General features: G+C 69.8%; 24 protein-coding genes. 8 read left to right on the forward strand and 16 right to left on the reverse strand.

Going from position 1 to position 24,421, the window contains the following annotated elements:
- On the reverse strand, positions 1-319 hold a 319-nt coding region (locus tag VQ02_RS39985; RefSeq protein WP_157080544.1), incomplete at its 3' end, for a helix-turn-helix domain-containing protein.
- A gap of 661 nt (positions 320-980) precedes the next feature.
- Positions 981-1,232, reverse strand: a complete 252-nt coding sequence (locus tag VQ02_RS39990) for a DUF6894 family protein (RefSeq protein ID WP_048443539.1) — start codon at positions 1,230-1,232, stop codon at positions 981-983.
- 893 nt (positions 1,233-2,125) lie between these two features.
- Between VQ02_RS39990 and VQ02_RS07440 the strand changes: the two genes are divergently transcribed.
- Positions 2,126-3,469 (forward strand): glycosyltransferase family 61 protein, encoded by a 1,344-nt coding sequence (locus VQ02_RS07440; protein WP_048443540.1) that lies wholly within the window; start codon positions 2,126-2,128, stop codon positions 3,467-3,469.
- Positions 3,470-3,721: 252 nt separating this feature from the next.
- Here VQ02_RS07440 and VQ02_RS07445 read toward each other — a convergent pair whose 3' ends face one another.
- From VQ02_RS07445 to VQ02_RS07475, 7 genes are all read right to left on the reverse strand, one after another.
- Entirely contained in the window at positions 3,722-4,384 is a 663-nt protein-coding gene (locus VQ02_RS07445) for a glutathione S-transferase family protein (RefSeq protein WP_048443541.1), read from the reverse strand.
- Between the two features lie 10 nt (positions 4,385-4,394).
- A complete protein-coding gene (locus tag VQ02_RS07450; RefSeq protein WP_048443542.1) occupies positions 4,395-5,624 on the reverse strand; it encodes an ABC transporter substrate-binding protein in 1,230 nt (409 codons plus the stop codon).
- A 254-nt stretch (positions 5,625-5,878) separates the two neighbouring features.
- Positions 5,879-7,492, reverse strand: coding sequence for an acyl-CoA synthetase (locus VQ02_RS07455; protein ID WP_048443543.1), 1,614 nt, complete (start codon positions 7,490-7,492; stop codon positions 5,879-5,881).
- 130 nt (positions 7,493-7,622) lie between these two features.
- On the reverse strand, positions 7,623-8,447 hold the full coding sequence (locus VQ02_RS07460) for a carbohydrate ABC transporter permease (protein ID WP_048443544.1): 825 nt from the start codon (positions 8,445-8,447) through the stop codon (positions 7,623-7,625).
- Positions 8,444-9,385: a carbohydrate ABC transporter permease gene (locus tag VQ02_RS07465; RefSeq protein ID WP_048443545.1), complete on the reverse strand. Its 942-nt coding sequence runs from the start codon at positions 9,383-9,385 to the stop codon at positions 8,444-8,446. Before VQ02_RS07465 ends, VQ02_RS07460 begins: the two co-directional genes overlap by 4 nt.
- Positions 9,385-10,737: an ABC transporter substrate-binding protein gene (locus VQ02_RS07470; RefSeq protein ID WP_048443546.1), complete on the reverse strand. Its 1,353-nt coding sequence runs from the start codon at positions 10,735-10,737 to the stop codon at positions 9,385-9,387. Before VQ02_RS07470 ends, VQ02_RS07465 begins: the two co-directional genes overlap by 1 nt.
- Positions 10,738-10,933: 196 nt before the next feature.
- Positions 10,934-12,082, reverse strand: a complete 1,149-nt coding sequence (locus VQ02_RS07475; protein ID WP_048443547.1) for a sensor histidine kinase — start codon at positions 12,080-12,082, stop codon at positions 10,934-10,936.
- A gap of 264 nt (positions 12,083-12,346) precedes the next feature.
- On the opposite strand from VQ02_RS07475, the gene VQ02_RS07480 reads away from it, so the two are divergent.
- The gene (locus VQ02_RS07480) at positions 12,347-12,553 is read left to right on the forward strand and encodes a hypothetical protein (protein WP_048443548.1); all 207 of its coding nucleotides are present in this window, start codon (positions 12,347-12,349) and stop codon (positions 12,551-12,553) included.
- A gap of 4 nt (positions 12,554-12,557) precedes the next feature.
- Here the strand turns inward: VQ02_RS07480 and VQ02_RS07485 are convergent, their stop codons facing one another.
- The gene (locus VQ02_RS07485) at positions 12,558-12,932 is read right to left on the reverse strand and encodes a winged helix-turn-helix transcriptional regulator (protein ID WP_048443549.1); all 375 of its coding nucleotides are present in this window, start codon (positions 12,930-12,932) and stop codon (positions 12,558-12,560) included.
- Between the two features lie 189 nt (positions 12,933-13,121).
- Here VQ02_RS07485 and VQ02_RS07490 point away from each other — a divergent pair, with 189 nt between their 5' ends.
- Positions 13,122-14,138 (forward strand): zinc-binding alcohol dehydrogenase family protein, encoded by a 1,017-nt coding sequence (locus VQ02_RS07490; protein WP_048443550.1) that lies wholly within the window; start codon positions 13,122-13,124, stop codon positions 14,136-14,138.
- A 265-nt stretch (positions 14,139-14,403) separates the two neighbouring features.
- Here VQ02_RS07490 and VQ02_RS07495 read toward each other — a convergent pair whose 3' ends face one another.
- The 5 genes from VQ02_RS07495 to VQ02_RS07515 all read right to left on the reverse strand — a co-directional run bounded on the left by VQ02_RS07495 (position 14,404) and on the right by VQ02_RS07515 (position 17,426).
- Positions 14,404-14,835 carry a hypothetical protein gene (locus VQ02_RS07495; protein ID WP_048443551.1) on the reverse strand — a complete coding sequence of 144 codons (432 nt, stop codon included), beginning with the start codon at positions 14,833-14,835 and terminating at the stop codon, positions 14,404-14,406.
- A gap of 21 nt (positions 14,836-14,856) precedes the next feature.
- Positions 14,857-15,216 carry a hypothetical protein gene (locus VQ02_RS07500; RefSeq protein ID WP_425339883.1) on the reverse strand — a complete coding sequence of 120 codons (360 nt, stop codon included), beginning with the start codon at positions 15,214-15,216 and terminating at the stop codon, positions 14,857-14,859.
- Between the two features lie 125 nt (positions 15,217-15,341).
- On the reverse strand, positions 15,342-15,557 hold the full coding sequence (locus tag VQ02_RS07505; RefSeq protein WP_048443553.1) for a hypothetical protein: 216 nt from the start codon (positions 15,555-15,557) through the stop codon (positions 15,342-15,344).
- Between the two features lie 175 nt (positions 15,558-15,732).
- Positions 15,733-16,953, reverse strand: coding sequence for an LL-diaminopimelate aminotransferase (locus VQ02_RS07510; protein WP_048443554.1), 1,221 nt, complete (start codon positions 16,951-16,953; stop codon positions 15,733-15,735).
- 131 nt (positions 16,954-17,084) lie between these two features.
- On the reverse strand, positions 17,085-17,426 hold the full coding sequence (locus tag VQ02_RS07515; RefSeq protein WP_157080545.1) for a hypothetical protein: 342 nt from the start codon (positions 17,424-17,426) through the stop codon (positions 17,085-17,087).
- A 197-nt stretch (positions 17,427-17,623) separates the two neighbouring features.
- Here VQ02_RS07515 and phaC point away from each other — a divergent pair, with 197 nt between their 5' ends.
- Together phaC and VQ02_RS07525 are read left to right on the forward strand one after the other, a co-directional pair.
- Positions 17,624-19,417, forward strand: a complete 1,794-nt coding sequence (gene phaC / locus VQ02_RS07520; RefSeq protein ID WP_048443556.1) for a class I poly(R)-hydroxyalkanoic acid synthase — start codon at positions 17,624-17,626, stop codon at positions 19,415-19,417.
- 308 nt (positions 19,418-19,725) lie between these two features.
- On the forward strand, positions 19,726-20,343 hold the full coding sequence (locus tag VQ02_RS07525) for a DUF4274 domain-containing protein (RefSeq protein WP_048443557.1): 618 nt from the start codon (positions 19,726-19,728) through the stop codon (positions 20,341-20,343).
- A gap of 186 nt (positions 20,344-20,529) precedes the next feature.
- On the opposite strand, the gene VQ02_RS07530 is transcribed toward VQ02_RS07525, so the two are convergent.
- On the reverse strand, positions 20,530-21,828 hold the full coding sequence (locus VQ02_RS07530; protein ID WP_048443558.1) for an OmpP1/FadL family transporter: 1,299 nt from the start codon (positions 21,826-21,828) through the stop codon (positions 20,530-20,532).
- 382 nt (positions 21,829-22,210) lie between these two features.
- Here VQ02_RS07530 and VQ02_RS07535 point away from each other — a divergent pair, with 382 nt between their 5' ends.
- The 3 genes from VQ02_RS07535 (at position 22,211) to VQ02_RS07545 (ending at position 24,354) form a co-directional block, all read left to right on the forward strand.
- Positions 22,211-23,095 carry a fumarylacetoacetate hydrolase family protein gene (locus VQ02_RS07535; RefSeq protein ID WP_048443559.1) on the forward strand — a complete coding sequence of 295 codons (885 nt, stop codon included), beginning with the start codon at positions 22,211-22,213 and terminating at the stop codon, positions 23,093-23,095.
- Positions 23,096-23,149: 54 nt separating this feature from the next.
- The gene (locus VQ02_RS07540) at positions 23,150-23,776 is read left to right on the forward strand and encodes a response regulator transcription factor (protein WP_048443560.1); all 627 of its coding nucleotides are present in this window, start codon (positions 23,150-23,152) and stop codon (positions 23,774-23,776) included.
- Between the two features lie 212 nt (positions 23,777-23,988).
- Complete coding sequence (locus tag VQ02_RS07545; protein WP_048443561.1) at positions 23,989-24,354, forward strand: septal ring lytic transglycosylase RlpA family protein; 366 nt, start codon at positions 23,989-23,991, stop codon at positions 24,352-24,354.
- The last annotated feature ends 67 nt before the right edge of the window (positions 24,355-24,421 follow it).

Raw genomic sequence — 24,421 nt, forward strand, 5'->3', positions numbered from 1 at the left:
CTCCTGAAAGCTCACAGCTAGGGCCGACGTGGGTGCGGCATGGAAGGCACCTCGTGGGAAAGCCTGAAGGGCTCCACGACAGCGGGTCAACATCAGTCTTGCCGAAGCGAGCCTTGATGACGCGACACAGGTCCGGCAGGGTCCAGCTGGCGGGTCCGCCGCGGTCGGGATCGGGACCCCGCAGGATGTGGTGAACCAGCACCGCCTGCTCGCCCTCGCTCAGACGCTCCGGTCGACGGCCGGGCGGGCGGTCGACCAAGCCGGCGAGCCCCTCGGCGTTGAAGCGCTTGACGGCGTCGCAGAGCGCCTGTCGCTCGATCCCGGCCGCCCGCCGCCTCGGCCCGGCTCATGCCGTCGAGGGCGTTGGCCACGGCCAGCAGGCGCAGGGCGGTCCGCCGGCGCGGCTCCCGCTTAGCCTGCCGTCGCAGGTCGGCGGCCATGGCGATGTCGCTCCGGATCTCGACGGCACGCGTCACAGGCTCCTCCCCGGTTCAGGGAAGCAGCGAATCACACGCACACGCCGGTGAAAACCCTCCACGAGTCAAAAGCTAAGCGCGGCGGTATGACATTGGCAGAATGCCCGACCAGGGAATGCGACCGACCCTCGGCATCGCGCTTTGCCCAGAGAACGTCCTGCGAAAGGCCAGCATGGATCGCCTCTCGATGCTCATGTGGGAATGCGCATCGTGGTCAGCCTCTGCCGGATCACGCCGCCAAGCGGCACGAACCGCCGGTCGAACTCGAGATCCCCGAATCGAAACGCTCGGCGCCGCCAGGGGCATCGGCTGGGCGAGCGGAGAGCAAGGCAGCGCGAGGAGAGACTCGTGTGCCCGTCGCGCCGGCACTCGCCGGGCCGCGCTGCACGACCCACCCGCTGCGCAATGACACGGAACGCGCGATCAGGACCGTCGTGCGGTCGTCGGCCTCGCCCGCCATGCCAGGTTGCCACCTTGTTCAACAAGTCGGAAGCAACGTATAGCTTAGTGGTGGGTCATTTTCTCTCTGCCAGTGAGCGCGTCGATGATGGGCAGAATGATTGGCTCGCAGCCGTCGCTGCTCTCAATCACCAGAACGCCCTCCGTCCACGGAATCCTGCTGTCGGCGAGCTCAAGGAGCGCCCGGGCGACTTGATGTGCTTTCTCTCGTGCGGCCTCACTGCCGACGAGCTCAAGACATTCGCTATGGTCTAGAAATTGACCGTGGAGTCTCAGTCTGAAGTGATAGCGCGGCATAAGTCAAGGATGTCTCGGCACCTGAAGGGCAAGTTACATGCCCAAGCGTATTGAATTGAACAACAAGCATATGGCCGGGGCTATCGACTCCTTGATTTTAGGGACGCTCCGCACATTTTTTGAGACATCTAGCGCGTGCGGCAGGGCGCGACCTGCTCACCTCGGGCCTCCCACCGCACAAGGCCGTCTCAGCCTCTGCCGGGCTCTCCTTGATCTGAGATGGATGACCCCTTGGGCAAGGAGCGGCCTGCCCTTTGACAGAGGAGTTACACTCCCCTCCGACGTCATGATACACGACAATGACCAGACCTTGCCGGAACGGCAGTCCAGCCAAGCTCCTCACTCTGTCCCGGATGATTGCAGCGGAGCGGAAGGAGATCCCGGATCCGGCAATTAGATTTCACGAAGCGACCGTGCGTCTGCAACGTTGTAGATATGAAGCCGCTTCGCGGCACATCCTGTGCCGGGTCCCGGATCTCCTTCCGCTGACGCTGCAGTCGTCCGGGAAATGGGTAAGAGCCTGACAAGTAGCGTCTCGCCGGTTCAATCCGGATGCCGCCAGTGTCGTGTACTGTGCGCAGACTTACAAATCCAGCAAAAAGGTCTTCCAATGATCAGGGTTCTGCCGCCCTCAAGGTATTGATTTTGCAAAACTATAGCCGTCCGCCCTTTCCGCGGGGCGCATCGACGCGGGACTTCGTCCATTCAGCGCAGGGGTGCCTGAGAGACTCGCACCCACCGGTCCGGCTTCGCCGCCCGGCCGAGGCCCGACGGCGCCTCGCCCGTATAGGCTGTCGCGCCGCGGCTGGTGTAACGAGTCCGCTGCAGATCTCACGCGTCGGACCGGGCGGATGGGCAGGGCTGTTGACGGGTTCAGGATTGTCGATGGCGTCGTGCGCGTCTCCGGTTGGACGAGCGGGTGGGCGCCGCGTCTTCTCCTCGACGGCAAACCCCTGAGGGCGCTCGTCGAGGTCGTCGCGCGCCAGGACCTCGTCGCCCTGTTCGGCCCGCGCGCGGCGCGGTGGGGCTTCCGGCTCGTGGCCTCGGTGGCGGCGCCCGACCTGCGGCCGGAGCGTCTCGCGGTCCGGTTCTCGCGGCGCGACGTCGCCTGCCTGACCGAGGCCGTCGACGAGGGGCGGGCGCTGCGGACGGTGAGTGTTCGCGACGGGGCCCCGCTCAGCGACCTGGACGGGGCGCTCCGGCGCGCCCGCGGCTACGTCCGATGCGGCGGGCCGGCCCTGCCCACGCAGAGCCTGCCCCTCCTGGCGTGGGGCGGCATGCCCGAGCCGGACGACATCGACGCCGTCAACGGCCGGGCCTACGAGATCCCCTCCGTCGGCTGCCGGATCCTGGGCGGGGCGAGCGTGTTCGGCCCCGGCCACGTCCTCGACCAGGGCGCCCTCGTGGTGGAGGGCAATGCCCTCGACGACGTACCCGTGACCTGGGCCCACGCGGCCTATCCGGGCCTCGGGCAGCGTCGGCGGCGCCGCATCGACGAAACCTGCATCGCCTTCGCGGGCCCGGGCCATCGGATCTACGGCCACTGGCTGGTCGACTTCCTGCCCCGGCTGCACGTCGCGCGGCTCACCCTGGGCGATCGCTTCGCCGACACGGCGCTGCTCTGGCCGGCCGATACGCCGGACTGGGCGGGCGAGCTCGTCACCCTGCTGTTCGGGCCGTGCCGGCGGATCGCGTACGATCCGGAGGCTGAGATCCTGGATTGCGGCCGGCTCGTCGTGCCGACCTACCCTCTCTCCTGCGACCACCACTTCCACCCGTGCGTTCAGAACCTGTATCGGCCGCTACGCACCACGAAGCCGGGCTGGCGGCGGCTCTGCATCTCGCGAAGCCGGATCGAGGGCAGGACGTCCGGCGCCCGCAAGGTCTTCCCGCAGCGCGCGGCCTTCGAGGAGGCCGCCCGGCGTTACGGCTTCGAGATCGTCCATCCCGAGGAGATGCCGTTGCGGGAGCAGGTCCGCCTGTTCAACCAGGCGGCCGTTATCGTGGGGGAGTTCGGCTCGGGTCTGCACGCCTCGGTCTTCGCGCCGGAGGGCACGGTCGTCGCGGCCATCGGCTGCTTCAACACCATCCAGTCGCGCCTCTGCGCCCTGTACGGCCAGCGCTGCGCCTACCTGCTCCCGCGCGACGTGCGGGTCGAGCCCGGCACCGTGTCCTTCTCCTGCGAACTGCCAGAGATCGAGCGCTTCCTGCAGGCCCTGCGCGACGGCGAGGCGTGACGCGGCCCGTCCGCGGCCACGGGGCGGTCGTCCACCGGGGCCTCGGCCTCCGCCCAGGACCGAGGCGACCGGACGTGTCTCGGCCGTCCCGCTGCCGCGCGCTCGGCCGAGCAGGCATCGTCCGGCGGCACCCGCTCGACCGGTGCCGTCCGTCGCGCCACGATCGCGGCCGGCCTCCCCTGCGCGATGGCGCCCGAGATGGCGTGGCGACCAGCGCGCCGGCGCCGGAGCGGCGCGCGGAGTCGGGGGCTCTCAGCCGCCGAGGGGCGAGGGCACCGGGGACACGCCCTGCTCCTCCGCCGCCCGCCGCTCGGCGGCGAGCGCCCGGGCGTAGGACGGCTCGGCCTTCAGGCCCTCCCAGTAGGCTTTTGCGAAATCCGGCAGCTGGTCGCCGAGGCCTGCGAACTCGGCCAGCATCAGGGCGTAGCCGACGCTGATATCGGCGGCGGTGAAGCGCCCCGCGCAGATATAGGACCGCCCGCCCAGAACCTCCCCGAACCCCTTGAGCCGGGACAGGAACCAGCGCGTGTAGTCCTCGACGATGCCGGGCGCGCGCCGCTCCGGCGGCTCGAAGCGGCCGTAGCGCAGCACCAGGGTCTGCGGGAAGGTCAGGGTCGCCTCGCCGAAATGGAGCGCGTTGAGGTAGCGGCCGTACTCGGCCTCGTCCGGCCGCACCCCGAGGGTGCCGGCACCGTGGCGGGCCGCCAGGTACTCGCAGATCGCCGCCGATTCGGTCATCCGCGTCGCGCCGTCCTCGAGCAGCGGGATCGTGCCGAGGGGGTTGAGGGCGAAGTACTCCTTGGCGCGGGCCCGCGGCGGGAAGGGCAGCATCGCGAGCGTGTAGGGCAGCTCCAGCGCCTCGAGGGCCCAGAGCGGGCGGAACGACCGCGCGCCGACGCAATGATGGAGCTTCATGGGCGGGACCTCAGGGCGATACCAGCGGGCAGTTGCCGGCCTTCAGCGGCCGGAAGGCCTGGTCGGCGGGGATCGTCGAGACCAAGCGGTAATAGTCCCACGGCCCCTTCGACTCGGCCGGCTTCTTGACCTCGAACAGGTACATCGGGTGGGTCACCCGCCCGTCGGCCCGCACCTCGGAGCGGCCGAACAGCGGGTCCTCCGCGGGCGTCCTCCGCATCTCGGCGGTCACCGTGGCCGGGTCCTTGCTGCCGGTCGCCTTCACGGCCTTGAGGTAATGCATCATGCCCGAGTAGACGCCAGCCTGGACCATGGTCGGCATCCGGCCCTTGTGGCGCTCGGCGAAGCGGCGCGACCAGGCGCGGGTGCCGTCGTTGAGGTCCCAGTAGAAGGCCTCCGTCAGCACCAGCCCCTGCGCCACCTTGAGGCCGAGGGAGTGGACGTCGCTCAGGAAGACCAGGAGGCCGGCGAGGCGCTGGCCGCCCTCGGCCACGCCGAACTCGGCCCCCTGCTTGATCGTGTTGATGGTGTCGCTACCGGCATTCGCCAGCCCGATCACCTTGGCCCGCGAGCCCTGCGCCTGGATCAGGAACGACGAGTAGTCGGTGGCCGCGACCGGGTGGCGGACCGAGCCCAGCACCTTGCCGCCGTTGCGCTCGACCACCTCCGAGACGTCGCGCTCCAGCGCCTTGCCGAAGGCGTAGTCGGCGGTGATGAAGAACCAGGTGTCGCCGCCGCTGCGCACCATCGCGCCGCCGGTGCCGTTGGCGAGCGCCCAGGTGTCGTAGGTCCAGTGAATCGTGTTAGGCGAGCACAAGGCGCCGGTGATCTCCGAGGCGCCGGCACCGGAATTGATCATCAGCCGGTTCTTCTCGCGCACGATCTGGTGCACCGCGAGCGCGACGGAGGAGAACGGCACGTCGAGCACCACGTCGATGTCATCGCGGTCGATCCACTGGCGAACGACGCCCGCCCCGACATCCGGCTTGTTCTGGTGGTCGGCGGACAGGACCCGGATGTCGAACCCGGGATTCTGCGCCTTGAAGTCCGCCGCCGCCATCTCGGCCGCCACCACCGAGCCCTCGCCGGCGAGGTCCGAGTAGGGGCCGGCGCGGTCGTTCAGCACGCCGAGGGTGACGCGGGTCGGGGGCGAGGCGGCGTGGGCCTGGGCGAGGGAGACGAGGGACGCGGCGGCGAGCGCCAGCAGGCGGAACGGTCGGCGGAATTGGCGTGTCGGCATGGTGTCCTCCCGGTGTCGTGGTGGCATCCGGTCGTTGGTCGCCGGATGTTCGATTGTTTTCGATCGGCATCCCGGGGCCGCGGAGCGGAACCCGGGATCCATAACCACTGATCCATGATGAAGCGGAACGTTGGTCGCCTGTTCCGCAACCGTCAGCGTTTATGGATCCCGGGTTCTCGCCTTTCAGGCGAGCCCCGGGATGACGACGTGTGTCTGATGCTGTGCGATTGTTCGATCGGCGGTCGAGAGAATCTTCACGCCCCTCCCCGTTCCCTGAGCGCCCGCCGGATGATCTTGCCCGTGGCGGTCATCGGCAACTCGTCCACGAAGGCGACGTGGCGGGGGTACTCGTGGGCGGCGAGCCGCGTGCGCACGAAGTCCTGGATCTCGCGCGCCAGCTCCGGCGTGCCCTCGACGCCGGCTTTCAGCACGATGAAGGCCTTCACCGCCTCGGTGCGGACCGGGTCCGGCACGCCGACGACGCCGCACATCGCGACGCCCGGGTGGCGCAGCAGGCAATCCTCGATCTCGCCGGGGCCGATGCGGTAGCCCGCCGAGGTGATGACGTCGTCGTCGCGCCCGACGAACCACAGGAAGCCGTCCGGGTCGCGCCGGCCGAGGTCGCCGGTGATCAGCCAGTCGCCGATGAACTTGCGCTCCGTCGCCTCCGGGTTCCGCCAGTAGCCGAGGAACATCACCGGGTCGGGCCGGCGCACCGCGATGTGGCCGGTGGTGCCGTCCGGCACCTCCCGGCCCTCCCCGTCGACCATCCGCACGTCGTGGCCGGGCACCGGCCGGCCCATGGCGCCGGGGCGGGCCGGAAACAGGTCGGCGCAGGAGGAGACGACGAGATTGCACTCGGTCTGGCCGTAGAACTCGTTGATCGGCACGCCGAGCACCGCCTCGCCCCAGGCCAGCATCTCCGCCCCGAGGCTCTCGCCGCCGCTGCCGACGGAACGGAGGTTCAAGCCCGGATAGGGCGTCGCGCGCATCTGGCGCATCAGCTTCATGGCGGTGGGGGGCAGGAAGACGTTGCGCACCTCCTGCTCGGCCATCAGCCGGAACGCCGCCTCCGGGTCGAATTTCTTCGCGCGATGCGACACGACCGGGACGCCGTGGTGCAGGGCCGGCAGCAGCACGTCGAGCAGGCCGCCGATCCAGGCCCAGTCCGCCGGGGTCCAGAACCGGTCGCCCGCCTGCGGCAGGAAGCGCTGGGGCATCTCGACGCCCGGCAGGTGACCGAGCAGCACCCGGTGGGCGTGCAGCGCCCCCTTCGGGTCGCCGGTGGTGCCGGAGGTGTAGATGATGACCGCCGGGTCGTCGGCGGCGGTGTCGACCGGCGCGAAGGCGTCCGAGGCGCGCGCGCAGAGGGCGTGGAAGTCCTCGGCCCCGTCGGCGGCCCCGTCGATGCAGTAGATCCGCTCGAGGTCCGGCAGCGCGTCGCGGATCCCGGAGAGCAGCGCGGCGCCGGCCCGGTCGGTCACCACGGCCTTCGCGCCGCTGTTGCCGAGGCGGTAGGCGAGCGCATCGGGCCCGAACAGCACGAAGAGCGGGATGGTGATGAGCCCGGCCCGGAAGCCGGTGATGTGGGCCACTGCCGTCTCGGGCGCCTGCGGCAGCAGCACGCCGATCCGGTCGCCGCGGGCGAGCCCGTGCGCGGCGAGCACGTTGGCGAAGCGGTTCGACAGGCGGCGCAGGTCGTCGAAGCCGTATCGCCGCACGCTGCCGTCGTGGTCGAGGTGGATCAGCGCGAGCGGGTTGCCCGGGGCGTGCCGGTCGCAGACGTCGGTGCCGATGTTGTAGCGCGCCGGGATCCGCCAGCGGAATTGCGCCACGAGGTCGGCATAGGTGTCCGCACGCTGCAGCATCGGCGTTTTCCACCCGTGATGTCGTTCTTGCCGGGGACCGTCAGGCGGTCCTTCGATTGAAACGATCGTTCATTTGTTTTTGAGTGTCAACAACGGCGCGGCGACCTCGCCGCGCCGTCGTGAAAGAGCGTCAGCCCCCCTTCACTGCCCCCGCCGTCAGCCCGGCGACGATCTGGCGCTGCGCGAACACCGTCAGCACCAGGACCGGCAGTGTGACGATCAGCGCCGCAGCGGCGAGCGGGCCCCAGCTCAGCTGGTCGAACGAGATCATGTTGTAGACCGCGACCGGCAGGGTGCGGGTCTCGCGCCCGGCGAGCACGATGCCGAACACGAAGTTGTTCCACGAGAAGATCACCGCCAGGATCATCGCGACCGCGATGCCGGGCTTGGCGATCGGCAGCGCCACGTGGCGGAAGACCTGCCAGCGGCTCGCCCCGTCGATGACAGCGGCCTCCTCCAGCTCCAGCGGCGTGGTCTCGAAGTAGCCGATCATGATCCAGATCACGATCGGCACGGTGACGACGAGGTGGATGATGATCTGCGGCCAGAGCGTGCCGAGGAGCCCGAGCCACTGGAACAGCAGGAAGAGCGGGATGAGGTAGGACAGGCCCGGCGTGATGCGGGCGACGAGGATCACCACCGCCGCCTTGGCGGCGCGCATCCGGGCGATGCCGTAGCCCGCCGGCACCCCGACGAGGAGCGCGAGCGCCGTGGCGGTGCCGGTGACCAGCAGGCTGTTGACGAAGTAGGTCGAGAACCGGTTCGACTCGAGCACGTCGAGGTAGTTCTTCCAGGCGAAGCGCTCGGGGATCAGGATCGGCGGGTAGGCGGCATTGTCGATCTCGTACTTGACCGAGAGCGACAGCATCCAGACGAAGAACAGGATCACCGGCGAGACGATCACCAGGACGGCGAACAGCAGGGCGGCCTGCTTGAGGAGCCAGCGCCCGTTCATCCGACGGCACCCTGCGTGCGGCGGCGCACCACCAGCAGGGCGGCGGCGAGCGCGATGATCAGGAGGAAGAACACCACCGCGATCGCCGAGCCGTAGCCGACGTCGTAATAGGCGAAGGCGACGCTGTAGAGGTAGATGTTGATCGTCTCCGACGCGGTGCCGGGCCCGCCTTGGGTGATGGCGAAGATGATGTCGAAGCTCTTCACGGCGTCGATCATCCGGATCATCGCGGCGACGAACAGGAACGGGGCGACGAGCGGCAGGGTGATGTGGCGAAACACCTGCCAGAGCGACGCCCCGTCGATCTGCGCGCTCTCGTAGGGCTCGGTCGGGAGCGCCGCGAGGCCGCCGAGCACGATCAGCATGACGAGCGGCGTCCACTGCCAGGTCTCGACCAGGACCAGGGACGGGATCACGGTGGAGGGATGGAACACCCAGAGCTGGGGCGGGATGCCGACGAGGGAGAGAAGGTAGTTCAGTACCCCGAGCTGGGGGTGGAACATCATCGTCCAGACCAGCGCGATCGCGACGGGCGTCGCCATCATCGGCAGGATGAACACGCCCCGCAGGAAGCCGCGCAGCGGGAACCTGGCGTGGAACACGCAGGCCGCGAGCGTGCCGAGGATCAGCGGCAGCACCACCGAGAGCGCGGTGTAGACGAGCGTCTGCCACACCGCGTCGAGGAAGCGCGGATCGGTCGGCAGGCGGGAATAGTTCGACAGGCCGACGAAGGCCGGCGCCGCGCCGACCTTCCACTCGTGCAGGCTCATCCACAGGGTGAAGGCCCAGGGAAAGACGATCACCCCGACGACGACGACGAGGGCCGGCAGCACGAAGGGCCAGTAGCCCGGCGGGCGCCAGCGGGCGGCCGGCGCCTCCTCGGCGGGCGCCCGCTCGCCGGCGGAGACGCCCGGCGGCGCGAGACCGGCCCGCGCCATCACGCCTTCTCGCTGCGCTCGAGGATCGGCCGGTACTGCTCGGCCGCCTTCTTCAGCTCGGCCGCCGGATCGGCGCCCGACAGGGTGGCGGTGATGGCGGAGCCGACGATGTCGCGGAACTCCGCCACCGGCACCACCACCGGCAGGCCGAGCTTGCTGATCTTCGCCGAGCCGATGGCCGAGTCGAGCCACTCGCGCGGCATCTTCACACCCTGCTGCACCTCGGCGTCGTTGAGGATCGAATCGCGGAACGGCACGCCGCCGCCGGCCTGGAGCAGGCGCGCGCCCATCAGCTTCGAGACCGCCCACTGGCAGTAGAGGTAGCCCGCCTCCTTCTTGGTGCTCGCCGCCGCGACCCCGATGCCGTCGCCGTAGGTGGCGGCGGCGTGGTCCTTCGGCCCCTTCGGCACCACGGCGTAGCCGACCTTGCCGACGACGCGCGACGCGTTGGGATCCTCGAGCGGCGGCGCCCAGCCGACGCCGTCGAGCCACATCGCCGCCCGCCCCTGCGTGAACGCCGCCATCGACTCCATCCAGTTGAAGCCGACGACGCCGGGAGGCGCGGTCTTGGTGAGCAGGCGCTGGTAGAGCTTCGTTGCCTCCACGGCCTCCGGGCCGTCGATCAGCAGGTTGCCCTTGTCGTCGAGGAAGCGACCGCCGTAGGCGAGGAAGAACGAGCCCCACAGCGCCATGTTGGCGTTGCGCAGGCCGCGGCCGACGAAGCCGTAGGTGCCGGCCTTCGGGTCGGTCAGGGTCTCGGCCGCCCGCATCATCTCGTCGAAGGTGGCGGGATACGCGACGTTCTTCTTCTGGAACAGTTCCTTGTTCCAGTACAGGATGAAGTAGTCGACCGAGAGCGGCAGCGAGCGCATCTCGCCGTTCGGCGTCTTGGCGTATTGCAGGCCGGCAGAACTGAAATCGGCCTCCTTGAGGGAGGGCTCGGTCAGATTCGGGTCCTTCATGTAGCCGGACAGGTCGGCGAGCCAGCCGGCCTTGTCGAACTGGCGCTTCTGCACGTGGTAGCTGAGGTGCACCACGTCGAAGCTCGGCCGGCCGGAGGTCAGCTCGATGACGATCTTCTGGCGCTGCTGCTGCTCCGGGATCACCTCGGAGGAGACCTTGATCCCGGTGAGCGCCGTGAACTCGGCGGCGCTACGGTGGAGCAGGTCGCCGCGCGGCCCCTTGATCAGGTTGACCTCGAGGGTGGTGCCCGCGTGGCGCTTCCAGTCCACGGCCGCGAGGGCCGGGCGCGAGCCCAGAAGGCTCCCGCCGGTCAGCCCGAGGCCGGCCGCGGCGGCGCCGGAGGCCAGGATGCGGCGGCGGGTCGGGCCGCCGCGGGAGAACTCGCCCATCGTTTCCACCCCTGCGGATCCGCCCGGATCTGTCGCCCGGGCTCCTTCGATGCGGGGCCGGTTCTCCGGTCCCCGCCGCGCTGCGCCGCTGATTGGCGTCGCGGAGCGGCAGCGCTGCCGCAAGCGTAGTGCAAGTCGTGAGGCCGTGGGAAGCGGGTCGCCGCGACGACCCCGAAAAATCCGCCGGCCGGGGTGCTTACGCCCGCTCGAGATCCAGCCTCAGGGCGAACCGCGCCCCGGCCCCGCTCGACACCGCGAGCTCGCCGCCGAGCTGGCGGGACAGGCCGTGGATCACCCGCATCCCGAGGCTGCCGCGGGCGGCGCCGGCGTCGAACCCCTCGGGCAGGCCGACGCCGTCGTCCGAGACGCTGAGCAGCACCCTGCTCGCACCGTCCGGGACCGCCTCCACCCGCACCGGGCCGTGGCGGCCCGGATAGGCGTGCTTGACCGCGTTGGTGACGAGCTCGTTGACGAACAGCCCCAGGGGGATCGCGAGGTCGGCCGGGATCGGCATCGCGGGGGCCGTGCAGGTGATGGCGTGGCCGGGGGCGCTCTCGCGCAGCTTCTCGCACAGGCTCTCGAGGAAGCCCGCCAGCTCCACCGCCGCGAGGTCGGGCTGGCGCCAGAGCTGGTCGTGCACCTGCGCCACCGCCTCGACCCGGGAGCGGGCATCGGCCAGGGCCTCGCGCACGTGGGCGCTCTCGGTGCCGCGCGCCTGGAGCGAGAGCAGGCCCGCCACGGTGGCGAGGCTGTTCTTGACCCGGTGGCTCATCTCGCGGGTGAGCAGCTCCTGCCGGTCGAGGGCGGCCTGGAGGCGGGCCTCGGCGCGCTGGCGCTCGATGGCGCCGCCGAGCAGGTTGGCGAAGCCCTGCATGAAGGCGATGTCGGCCTCGTCGAACTGGCCCTCGCGGGTGTCGTCGACCTCGAGCACGCCGAAATCGCCCTCGCGGTTGCGGATCAGCACGTTGAGGGCCCGGCGCACGCCGTGATCGGCCATCAGCTGCGGCGTGCGGAAGCGGCGCTCGTTCTCGAGGTGGTTCGAGATCACCGGCTGCCCGGTCTTGAGGGCGTAGCCCGCCGGCGAGGCGAGGTCGGCCCCGACGAGGGCCTGGCCGACCACGTTCGGTCCCCAGCCGACGCCGGCGATGACGAGGAGCGTGTCGTGGCCGGGCTTGTACTCCAGCGCCTTGCAGAACTGGGCCGACATCCCCTCCGCGCACAGCTCGGTCGCCCGCTGCAGCAGCCGGCCGAGGTCGTCGGCGCGCAGGGCCTCGACGCCGAACTCCGACAGGATCTTCTGCTGCTTCAGGCGGTAATCGAGGTCCGAACGGCTGAACTCCGCCATCGTCTGAGATCCTGTCCTTTCCCTGCGGAGGTGCGGGGTCTTCCGTGAGCCACGACCGGCCGCGTTGCCGGGGAACCAGTGCACGAGTGGGTTCACGTCTGCCGGAGCGGGTCAAGCGCGCCGGAGAGCGGAGCCAGGATGCCGCACGGTGCCGCCCCGAGGGCATCCCCCGTCAACACATCCCCCCTCCACCGAAGGCGGGTCTGTCGGCGCGCCGCGCGGGCCCCATATGGTGCGGTGCAGTGCACACAGGAGTACGGATCCGTGCTGCGCCTCGTCGCCCTCGGCATCATCCTGACGGCCACCGTGATGATCGGGGCCGCCATCCTCCGGCCGCCCGCGTCGCGGGCCCAGCAGGAGGGCTATTGCCGGCCGCCGCTGAAATTCGCGGCCGGCGCCTGCGTCGCCTCCTGCCCGGCGGGCTACGAGGATACCGGCCGAACCTGCGTCTTCCGCAACATGTCGCGTTGACGCGTCAGGCCGCCTCCGCCGCCGGCCCCGGCATGGCGTGGGTATCGCCCCAGGCCTTGAGCGCCCGGATCACGGGCTCGAGGGTGCGGCCGCGCTCCGTCAGGCGGTACTCCACCCGGGGCGGCACCTCGGCGTAGACCGTGCGGTGGACGAGGCCGTCCGCTTCCAGCTCCCGCAACTGGTTGGTCAGCATGCGCTGTGTCACGTTCGGCAGGCGGCGGCGGAGCGCATTGAAGCGCAGGGCGCCCTCCGGCGCCGGCACCTCCGCCAGCAGGTGATAGAGGATCACGCCCTTCCACTTGCCGTCGATCAGCTGGAGCGTCGCCTCGACGGCGCAGCCCGGGCTGCACGCCAGGCTGCGGTGCCGGATGCGGGCCATGACGGTATCCTTTTCGACACTATGGGCGCGAAATGTGCGTTCTTGCGCGCCGGGAGAGTAGCGGTCATCTCGGACTTCGTCACTCCCGAGCAAGCCTGCCCGTGCAGGTCGGCTCGGCCTCTTGTTCTTGCATCACTGCCTTCGCCGAACCGGTGACCACGTCGGCGACTGATGCAGAGGAGCCCGCAGATGCGCGCCGTCGGTTACCAGACCTCCCTGCCGATTGAGGACGAGGCCTCCCTGCAGGACATCACCCTGCCCCGCCCCGAGCCCACCGGGCGCGACCTCCTGGTCGAGGTCCGGGCGGTGTCGGTGAACCCCGTCGACACCAAGGTGCGCCGCCGCGCCGCCCCCGAGGCGGGCGGCTGGAAGGTGCTGGGCTGGGACGCGGCCGGCATCGTGGTGGCGGCGGGTCCCGAGGCGACGCGCTTCCGCCCGGGCGATGCAGTGTTCTATGCCGGCGCCCTGGAGCGGCCCGGCACCAATGCCGAGTTCCACCTCGTCGACGAGCGCATCGTCGGGCACAAGCCCGCCTCGCTCTCCTTCGCCGAGGCCGCGGCCCTGCCGCTGACCGCGATCACCGCCTGGGAGACGCTGTTCGACCGCCTCGACGTGCGAAAGCCCGTGCCGGGCGCGGCCAACGCCCTCCTGATCGTCGGCGGGGCCGGCGGCGTCGGCTCGATCGCGACCCAGCTCGCCCGCCAGCTCACCGACCTCACGGTCATCACCACCGCCTCGCGGCCGGAGACGCAGGACTGGAGCCGGGAGCTCGGTGCCCACCACGTGGTCGATCACGGGCGGTCGCTGGCGGCGGAGGTGGCGGCCCTGGGCCTCGGTGCCCCGGGCCTGGTCTTCTCGACCACGCACACCGACGCCCATCTGACGGCGATCGCCGAGTTGCTGGCGCCGCAGGGCCGGCTCGCCCTGATCGACGACCCGGCGACGCTCGACGTGTCGCTCCTCAAGCGCAAGAGCCTGTCGCTGCACTGGGAGTTCATGTTCACCCGGCCGATGTTCGGCACAGTCGACATCGCGGCGCAGGGCGCGCTGCTGGACGAGGTCGCGGGGCTCGTCGAGGCCGGGCGGCTGCGTACCACGCTCGCCGAGCATTTCGGCCCGATCACGGCCGCGAACCTCCGCCGCGCGCACGCGCTCCTCGAGAGCGGGCGTGCGAAGGGCAAGATCGTCCTGGAAGGGTTCGCCTGAGCGGGGCGCCCGTTAGAGCCTGGTCTGCTGACTCAGGCTTGAGACTCAGAGCCTGCCCGGCGTGCCCCAACAGAGCTGAAACCCGCCTCGTCATCCCGGGGCCGCGTAGCGGAGCCCGGGATCCAGACGCTCGGGTGGGACACACTGGAGCGGAACGCAGCCCGCCTCGTTCTTGAGCATCCGAGGTTCTGAATTCCGGGTTCCGCAACGCAGCCCCGGAATGACTTCGCCGGTGACGAAGACTCTCGTGCGAGCCTTCACACCCTCAGCGCATCACCTGCCGGTGGGTCCGGTGCACCTTGGTCCGGGCCTGCTGCCGGTGCTTGTAGATCTGCTTGGTCCGGGCGGTTCGCGCCCGCGGTGCGTAGGCCGGCTCCTCGTCGTAGCCCGGCTCGTAGGCGCGCACCGGCCGCAGCGGCCGCTGGAACGCCGGCCCCTGGACCGCGTCGTAGGGGCCGTGCCCGGTCCGGGCCCGGTAGGCCGCACCGGCGAAGTCGCCGGGTGTCGGCGGGACGCCGGGCTGGGAGAAGCTGGTCTCAGGCCGGTAGGCCGGGCCCCAGCCGATCCCGTCGTCGTCGGCCGGGTCCTTGCCCGGGAAGCCGGTGACGAAGCCGACGCTCTGGGCCGCGGCCGGTACGGCCGCCCCGAGGGTGACGAGGCCGACCAAGAGGCTGGCCGCGATCGTGCTCGCGCGCATGACGTTGATCCTCCGATCTGGTCAGTAGGCCCGGCTGCCGAGGATGTAGGTCGCCACGCGGCGCCCACCGTTGAGCGGCCCCTCGCTCACGCTGTCGCCGTAATAGCCGAACCCGGTCGGCCCGAAGCCGCCGCCGTTGGTGACGGCGGCGACCGGCACGGCGCGGATCGCCACGAGCCCTGCCCCGCCTGCCGGAAGCGGCCCGACGATGGCGCCGGGCGCGACCTCCAGCACGGTCGGGCCGCGGGCGGCGGCGCGGGCGTAGATATCCTGCTCGGCGGCGACCGGCGGGCGCACCCGCACCGTCAGGGGCGACTGCGCGAGGGCCGGGCCCGACAGGCAGGCCAGGGCGGCGAGGGGCAGGAGGAGACGGGGGCTCACGCGGGGCATCCTCTGGTGAACGGATGCCAGTCAACGCGCGGGCGGCGGCGCCCGGTTCCGGGGCGCGGCGTGCTGTCCGGGATGCGTGAGGCGCGGGGCCGCGATGGCTCCTCCGCGCCCGTCGTTCAGCCCTTGGTGCGGACCACCACCTCGGTCTCCCGGCGCACCCGCTCGCAATCGGCCCAGTAGCCGTTGAGGAGCGCCGGGGTCGAGCTGCAGCGATAGGCGACGTCGGGGCTCGGGGCCGGGACGGGGTCGCGGGCGATGATCGGGTTCGGCGCGCAGGCGGCCGGCAGGGTGGCCGCGGCGGCGAGAACGACGAGCTTCAGCGAGCGACGCATCGGATACCCAGGGTGGAGCGTGACCGTGGCTGCACCCTGACGCCGCGCACCGCCCGGATCAACCCGAAGCGGGACCGGGGGGCGACGGGACGGCACCTTTCCGCCCCCCTGTCGCCCCCCGGCCACAAGCCGCGATCCGTCGGCCGCGCCCTCATGGTCGAGGGCGCGGACGCGATCAGCCGGCCTTCTGCATCGGCACGATGTTGTGCAGGGTGCGGTCGGCGTTGTCGAAGAAGCGGCGGATGTTCCGGGCGGCCTGCCGGATGCGCTGCTCGTTCTCGACGAGGGCAATGCGCACGTAATCGTCGCCGTGCTCGCCGAAACCGATGCCCGGCGCCACCGCCACGTCCGCCTTCTCGACCAGGAGCTTCGAGAACTCGAGGCTGCCGAGGCTGCGGAAGCGCTCCGGGATCGGCACCCAGGCGAACATCGAGGCCGACGGCACCGGGATGTCCCAGCCGGTCTTCTGGAACGCGTCGACCATGGCATCGCGGCGGCGGCGATAGGTGGCGCGCATCTCGTGGATGCACTCCTCCGGGCCGTTCAGCGCCGCGGTGGCGGCGACCTGGATCGGCGTGAAGGCGCCGTAATCGAGGTAGGACTTCACACGGGTCAGCGCCGCGAGCAGCCGCTCGTTGCCGACCGCGAAGCCCATGCGCCAGCCGGCCATCGAGAAGGTCTTCGACAGGGAGGTGAACTCCACCGTCACGTCGATGGCGCCCGGCACCTGCAGCACGGAGGGCGGCGGGTTGGCGTCGTCGAAGTAGACCTCGGCGTAGGCGAGGTCGGACAGCAGGATCAGCTCGTGCTTCTTCGCGAAGGCGACGAGATCGCGGTAGAAGTCGAGGGAGGCGACATAAGCCGTCGGGTTCGACGGATAGCAGACCACCAGCGCCACGGGCTTGGGGATCGAGTGCTGCATCGCCCGCTCGGCCGCCGGGAAGAAGGCCGGGGTCGGCTCGGCCGGGACCGAGCGGATGACGCCGCCGGCCATCAGGAAGCCGAAGGCGTGGATCGGGTAGCTCGGATTCGGCACCAGCACCACGTCGCCCGGCGCCGTGATGGCCTGCGCCATGTTGGCGAAGCCCTCCTTCGAGCCGAGGGTCGCCACCACCTGGGTGTCGGGGTTGAGGGAGACGCCGAAGCGGCGCTTGTAGTAGTTCGCCTGGGCGCGGCGCAGGCCGGCGATCCCCTTCGAGGCCGAGTAGCGGTCGGTGCGCGGCTTGCCGGCGGTCTCGACCAGCTTCTCGATCACGTGGCGGGGCGCCTCGAGGTCGGGATTGCCCATCCCGAGGTCGATGATGTCGGCGCCGTTGGCGCGGGCGGCGGCCTTGATCCGGTTGACCTGCTCGAAGACGTAGGGGGGCAGTCGCTTGATGCGGTGAAAATCGGTCATGGCCGGGTCCTGATCGGCGCCGCCGCTGCGACGCGCGTGTCACATACGCTGTCTAGAGGGGTTTGCGGTCGAGAGGAAGATTCGAGGGTGCCACACAGCCGGGGGACTTGCGTCGCTCACGCGGACTTGCGTCACTCGGCGGGCGGGACTTTCGGGGGAGCCGGCGGCTTGACCGCCCCGCCGACCTTCGCGGCGTCCCGGCCCCGGGCCTCGTTGCGCTGGCGCGAGGCGTCGAGCTCGGCCTCGAGCGCCTTCACCCCGGCGGCCGACTTGGCGCGGATCTCGCGAGGCGGCGCCGAGACCCCGACCGGCAGGAAGTCCCCGCCCTGGCGGCGGGACTGGGCCACGAAGTCGGGGGCCGCCACCTCCTTGGGGCCGAATCCGGCCGACTTCGCGGCGTCGCGGACGGAGGCGCCGTCGAGGACGCAGCCGCCGACGGCGAGGCAGGCGATCAGGGGCGCGACGGCCCTCATAATCGCGGAGCTGCGGGTCGGGCCGAGCGGAACAGCGGGGAACGTGGGCATGGACGTTGGGGAACCTTGCGCGAGGAAACCGTAGCGGCGAGGAAACCCGACCCGGTCATCTGGCGGAACCGGCGGTTTGGGACGATATTTTGTCGGAAAGGCGGCTCGTCACGGCGGGACGCCGCCATCGAGGGAGGAGAACGCGCGTGACACTTGAGAGGAGTACGGCGCCGGTCGCGGATGTGGAGGCCTTGTCGCGCAACGCAGGCCTGATGACCGAGCAGTTCAGCCGGGCGCTCGCCGCCTACGCCAAGCCCCTCGAGGAGGGCAAGCCGAACACGGCGCTGGCCGAATCGGTCACCGAGGTGGTGCGGACCCTCGGCACCGTGGCCGAGAAGTGGTTCACCGATCCCCAAAAGGCTCTCGAGGCCCAGACCCTGATCGGCGGCCAGTTCATGGCCCTGTGGGGCTCGACCCTGCAGCGGATGCAGGGCGAGCAGGTGCCGCCCGTCGCCCTGCCCGATCCCAAGGACAAGCGCTTCGCCGCGCCCGAATGGTCGTCGAACCCGGTCTTCGACTTCCTCAAGCAGGGCTACCTGATCACTACCCGCTGGGCCGAGATCCTGGTCGACGAGGCCGAGGGGCTCGACGACCACACCCGCGCCAAGGCGCAGTTCTACGTCCGGCAGATCTCCGGCGCGCTCTCGCCGTCGAACTTCCTGGCGACCAACCCGGAGTTGATCCGCGAAACCTTCCGGGAGAACGGCGCCAACCTGGTGCGCGGCATGAAGATGCTGGCCGAGGATGTCGAGGCCGGCGGCGGCGAATTGCGCGTGCGCCAGACCGACCAGGGCCAGTTCAAGGTCGGCGTCAACATGGCGAGCACCCCCGGCGAGGTGGTGTTCCGCAACGACCTGATCGAGCTGATCCAGTACGCGCCGCAGACCGACACGGTGCTCAAGCGCCCGCTGCTGATCGTGCCGCCCTGGATCAACAAGTACTACATCCTCGATCTCAACAAGGACAAGAGCTACATCGGCTGGGCGGTGAGCCAGGGCCTGACGGTGTTCGTGATCTCGTGGGTCAACCCGGACGCGCGCCACGCGGCCAAGGACTTCGAGAGCTACATGCGCGAGGGCATCTTCGCGGCGCTGGAGGCGATCGAGCGGGCGACCGGCGAGCGGCAGGTCTCGGCTGTGGGCTACTGCGTCGGCGGCACCCTGCTCGCCGTGACCCTCGCCTACATGGCGGCGGTCGACGACGACCGCATCGCCAGCGTGACCTTCCTGACGACGCAGGTCGACTTCACCCATGCCGGCGACCTCAAGGTGTTCGTCGACGAGCCGCAGATCCGCGCGATCGAGGCCGGCATGAAGGAGCGCGGCTACCTCGAAGGCGCCAAGATGGCCAACGCCTTCAACATGCTGCGGCCGAACGACCTGATCTGGCCCTACGTCGTCAACAACTACCTGAAGGGCAAGGCGCCGCTGCCCTTCGACCTTTTGTACTGGAATTCCGACGCGACCCGGATGCCGGCCGCCAACCACTCGTTCTACCTGCGCAACTGCTACCTCGACAACAAGCTCTCCCGCGGCGAGATGGTGCTCGGCAACGTCCGCCTCGACCTCGGCAAGGTGACGATCCCGGTCTTCAACCTCGCGACGCGGGAGGACCACATCGCCCCGGCGATCTCGGTCTTCGAGGGCTGCCGCGCCTTCGGCGGCCCGGTCGACTACGTGCTGGCGGGTTCCGGCCACATCGCCGGCGTCGTCAACCCGCCGGCGAAGCCGAAGTACCAGTACTGGACCGGTGGGCCGGCCCACGGCACCCTCTCCGAGTGGATCTCCGCCGCGACCGAGCATCCGGGTTCGTGGTGGCCGTACTGGTTCTCCTGGCTCGAGCAGCAGGACGGCGAGCGGGTGCCGGCGCGCCAGCCCGGCGGCGGGGTGCTGCCGTCGCTCGGTCAGGCGCCTGGGACCTACGTACTCGAGAAGGCGTGAGGTGAGGGAAGCCCCCGGGTAGTGATCCCGGGGGCTCTCATCCGAAGCGGCGTTCTGGTCGCTCGACGGCGTTGCCTCCTTCTGCGTCGTCACGGGGCCGCGCAGCATAACCCGGGATCCATGAACGCTGACGGATTCGGGGCGAGGCAGCAACCGGCTCATCCATTCTCAAGCGTGAGGCGTGAGTTTTATAAAATCAAACATGAGAAAATCCCTCGAATAAGCGGATCAAATCCTGGAAGTGCTTGTCGTTTAGAAATTAGTGATATTTATCTTCCATCATGCCTCGATGTCTTGAGGTGGCAACGATGGACGATCCAAGCCTTGAAGAGTGCGAGCGCGAGCGGGACGCCGATAACATCGCCTGGCTTCAACGGGCTGGGCCGGACGACTGGCATCGGGCCGCACTGGATTTTAACTGGGGGAACCCCCTTTACGTGATCGACTGGATAGTCAGGCAGGACGATTGCGATATCGCAACGGCACTGACCATCTTCTGGCTGGGTGAGCCCACCTACTTCATCGAAGAGATGCAGGCGCGGACCGGAGAGCCCGACGGGTACTCCGACCTCAATCGATCAATCTGCGCCTACGTGGCTCACCGGGTTGCAGCTGGAGGCTATAAGCGGTCGAGGATCGCCTTCACGCCGGACGTTTTCACGAAGCAAGAGTACATGGAGCTTGTCGCCGCGGAGAAAGCTCTTGCTTGTCCGAACTTCCGCGCGCACCGCAGCCTAATCTGCAAGCGCCGCGGCCGTGAGGTCGTCAATGACAGGCCCTTCTACGATCGATACCCGGAACGCTTTCACTGCACCGTTCTCATCGATCTGGCTCCCCCTGACTCTCGCACCGCCGCGTTGATGGCATCAGTCAGGTCGATCGAGGAGAAGACGCGGAAGTTACTTCCCGCGTGGCTCCGTAAGTGAGGAGGCGACGAAGAAATCAGCCACGCGACTGACGTCGGAGTCGACGCGGGGCGGCAGCGGCTCCTCGCATGGGCAAGCCGATCGAGTTTTGACCTCGGCAGCCATGAATCCCGGGTTCTCGCCTGCGCAGAGACCCGGGATGACGGCCAGGCGTGACGATGACGGCGGGATTCCGCCGCCCTCCCCTCAGTACTTGCGCACCAGCGGCACCGGGATCGGCGCCGGAGCCGGCGGGGTGTCCCAGCGGTACTTCAGGCCGACCGAGACGATGTCGGCGCTGGCGTCGGCGGTGGCCAGGAAGGCGAGCGGCGGGGTGTAGAGCGGCTCGCCCGGCACGATCGCGATCCGGTTGCGGCCGCCGACGGAGAACAGGTGCTGGTAGGAGACGTCGAACTGGATCTTCTCGCTGTAGCGGTAGCTCGCGCCGACCGAGGCGAAGTAGCGGTCGCCGTCGGGCAGGCGGGTCGAGCGGTTCGAGATGTCGATCGGCGACTGCTCGTAGGCGAACCCGACGCGGCCGGTCCATTGCGGGGTGAAGTCGTACTCGGCGCCGAGCGAGTAGTAGAATCCGTGCTTGTAGTTCAGCGGCAGCGCCGTCACCGGCCGGCCGAGCGCCAGCGACACGATCGCGGGCGTGCCGATCCTCGTCCAGTTGTCCCACTCGAAGCCGAAGTTCAGGCGGAAGTCCTGCGTGATCGCCTGGGTCAGGCCGACCGAGACCTTCTCGGGCGTGTTCAGGCTCGCGCGCACCTGGCCGATGCCGAAGGCCGAGCCCTCGATCTGGTGGTTGATCGAGGAGCGGTAGCCGACGCCGACCGTGGTGCCTTCCGAGAGCCTGGCCACCACGCCGGCGGTGAAGCCCCAGCCCCAATCATCCCCCTTGAGGAACGCCGTCGGCGCGCCCGGGGTGATGCCGGTGGCCTGGCGCAGGGTGAGCTTGAAGTATTCGAGCACCGGACCGGCCGCCACCGACAGCCAGTCGTTCACCTTGTAGCCGATCACCGGGTTGAAGTTCAGGCTGAAGATCTTCGACGAGCGGCTGTAGGTCTGGCCGGCCCAGACCGAGTTGGGCTTGGTGATCAGCCCGAACGGCGCGGCGCCGGACAGGCCGATGAACAGCTGGTCGTTGATCTGGTAGTTCGAGTAGGTCGCCGGCAGCACCGCCGCCTGGCCGATATCGCCCGAGCCGCCGAGCCCGATCAGCGGCGGGAAGGTGCCGGTCGTCGGCGTGATGGTGGCCGAGGGAGCCACCAGGGTGGCGTTGAAGTCCGAGTTCCAGCCCGGCTTCATCGTGACCACGGCCGGGTTCCAGAACATCGACGACAGGCCGCCCGAGCCTGATGCCGCGCCCGCGAAGGCCATGCCCATCGCCTGGGCGCTCTGCTCGCGCAACCCGAACGCCCCCGCCTGCGCCGCCCCGCTGGCGCCGGCCAACAGCGCCGCCGACGCGCCGGCCAGCAGCGTCGCCCTCCACAATCCCGTCATGGCGTGACCTCGACACCCAAATCCGTGCTGCGTGGCTTCGTGGCGCCCGCAACTTGGGCGGGATGATGCGGCAGCGGGCAGCCGCGACGCAATCCCGCCGCGGCGCCGGCTCGCCGCCGCCGAGTCCGATCGCGACAGGTCATCGATCGACCGATGCGTGTATATCGGGACGTGTCCGGGAATGATCCCGGCCCGATCGATGCATAGGCGTGCATAGTCGCAGTTGCCGCTGCGGCTTGCCTCCGACGGCGCCGACACGCTTTCGCCCAGAATGTGACGAAACTGCAACGGGCGTTGCGCCCCGCCCGCGCGCGTGCCGGCTTGCGGCGGCACCGCGCGGGCGCCAATGTCCCGCCCCGCGTGGATTTCTGGGAGACGACCAATGAAGCTTGTGCGCTGGGGCGAGAGCGGGGCGGAGAAACCGGGCCTCGTGGACCAGGGCGGCGCGATCCGCGATCTGTCGGGCGTGATCCGCGACATCGCCGGCCCGTTCCTCGCCGCCGACAGCCTCGAGAACTTGCGCCTGATCGATCCCGCCACCCTGCCGCAGGTTCCGGCCGGGACCCGGCTCGGCCCCTGCGTCGGCCATGTGCGCAACTTCATCGCCATCGGCCTCAACTACGCCGACCACGCCGCCGAGACCGGCTCGCCGATTCCGTCCGAGCCGATCATCTTCAACAAGGCGCCCTCCTGCATCGTCGGCCCGAACGACGACGTGATCCTGCCCAAAGGCTCGGCCAAGACCGACTGGGAGGTCGAGCTCGCCATCGTGATCGGCAAGCGCGCGTCCTACGTCCACGCCAACGAGGCCCTCGACTACGTCGCCGGCTACTGCGTCTGCCACGACGTCTCCGAGCGCGAGTTCCAGCTCGAGCGCGGCGGGACCTGGACCAAGGGCAAGGGCTGCCCGACCTTCGGCCCCCTCGGGCCGTGGCTCGTCACCCCGGACGAGATCGCGGACGTGCAGAACCTCGGCATGTGGCTCGACGTCGACGGCGTGCGGATGCAGACCGGCTCGACCCGCACGATGATCTTCGACTGCCGGCAGATCGTCTCGTACCTCTCGCACTTCATGCTGCTGGAACCCGGCGACGTCATCACCACCGGCACGCCCCCGGGCGTCGGCATGGGCATGAAGCCGGCCCGCTTCCTCAAGGCCGGGGAGGTCGTCACCCTCGGCATCGAGGGTCTGGGCGAGCAGCGCCAGACCATCGTGCCCTTCGACGACTGGACCGCCAGGGTGTCGGCCGGCCAGCCGACGAACTGAGGTGATCCGGGCCCGCGGAGTTCCGCCGCGGGCCCGAGCCGGAGGGGACGCCCCGTGAACGTGCTCGTCGTCGACGACCATCCGATCGTGCTGCAGGGCTGCCGCCGGGTGCTGGAGGATGCCGGCGTCGGGACGGTGCACGAGGCCACCGGCATCGCCGCCGGCTACCGCTGCTTCCGCCGCCACCGGCCCGAGATCGTGGTGGCCGACCTCACCTTCCAGGGCGCGTCCCTGAGCGGCCTCGCCCTGATCCGGCGCATCCGGACGGTGGCGCCGCGGACCCGGATCCTGGTCTTCAGCATGCACGACGATCCGGAGATCGTCGCCCGCGCCTTCGAGAGCGGCGCGGCCGGCTACGTCCTGAAGGACACCGCCTCGGCGGAGCTGCACCTCGCCTTCGAGCGGGTCCGCGACGGCGGCACCTACGTCGCGCCCTCCCTCGCCGTCGAGGTCACCTGGTTGCGGCGCGAGGCGCCGGCCGTCGCTCCCCTCACCCCGCGCGAGCGGCAGATCCTCGAGCGCCTCGGCGCAGGCCGCTCCCACGGGGCGATCGCCGAGGAGCTCGGCCTGAGCTACAAGACCATCGCCAATGCCTGCACGCAGATGCGCCGCAAGCTCGGCGCCCGCACCCTCGCCGACCTGATCCGCATCGCCCTGCGGGAGTCGGCGCGGGCCTCGTGACCCGGCGCAGCCGCGGAACCTTGGCCGCACCGTGGCGCCGGTGCGCCGCGCGGCTCGACCTGCGAAATCAGTTAACGAATGTAAATGCCGCCCAGACGTGAAACAAACATCGCCGAAGATACGCGAGAAGATCTCGATTTTCACTGTTCCATAATGTCGCCTTGTTCCGTTTTATGTTGCACCGCGTCAAAGCAACAAAACGGGAATGCGAAATGGTTTCGAAGGCAAAGCTGGCGATCATTGGTCTCGTGGCGGCGGGTGCCGTCGGTGTGACGCTACAAGCCAGCACGCCCGCCGAAGCCCAGTCCGGCGGCGCCTCTTGGTACGGCCCCGGATTTCAGGGCCGGCGCACTGCGAATGGCGAGCGCTTCAACACGCACGCCTTCACGGCGGCGCATCGCCGCCTCCCCTTCGGCACGCGGGTGCGGGTCACCAACACGGCGAACGGCCGCTCGGTGGTGGTGCGCATCAACGACCGCGGGCCCTATGTCGGCGGCCGCGTGATCGACCTGTCCCAGGCCTCGGCTCGGGCGATCGGCATGTCGGGCGTCGCCCGGGTGCGCGTCAGTCGTCTCTGAGCGCGTCCGCGACGCCGACGCGGCCCCGGCTGCCCGGACATCCGCGATCGCGAGCGCGCACGGCGCG

The sequence above is a fragment of the Methylobacterium variabile genome (assembly GCF_001043975.1).
Classification (GTDB): Bacteria; Pseudomonadota; Alphaproteobacteria; order Rhizobiales; family Beijerinckiaceae; genus Methylobacterium; species Methylobacterium variabile.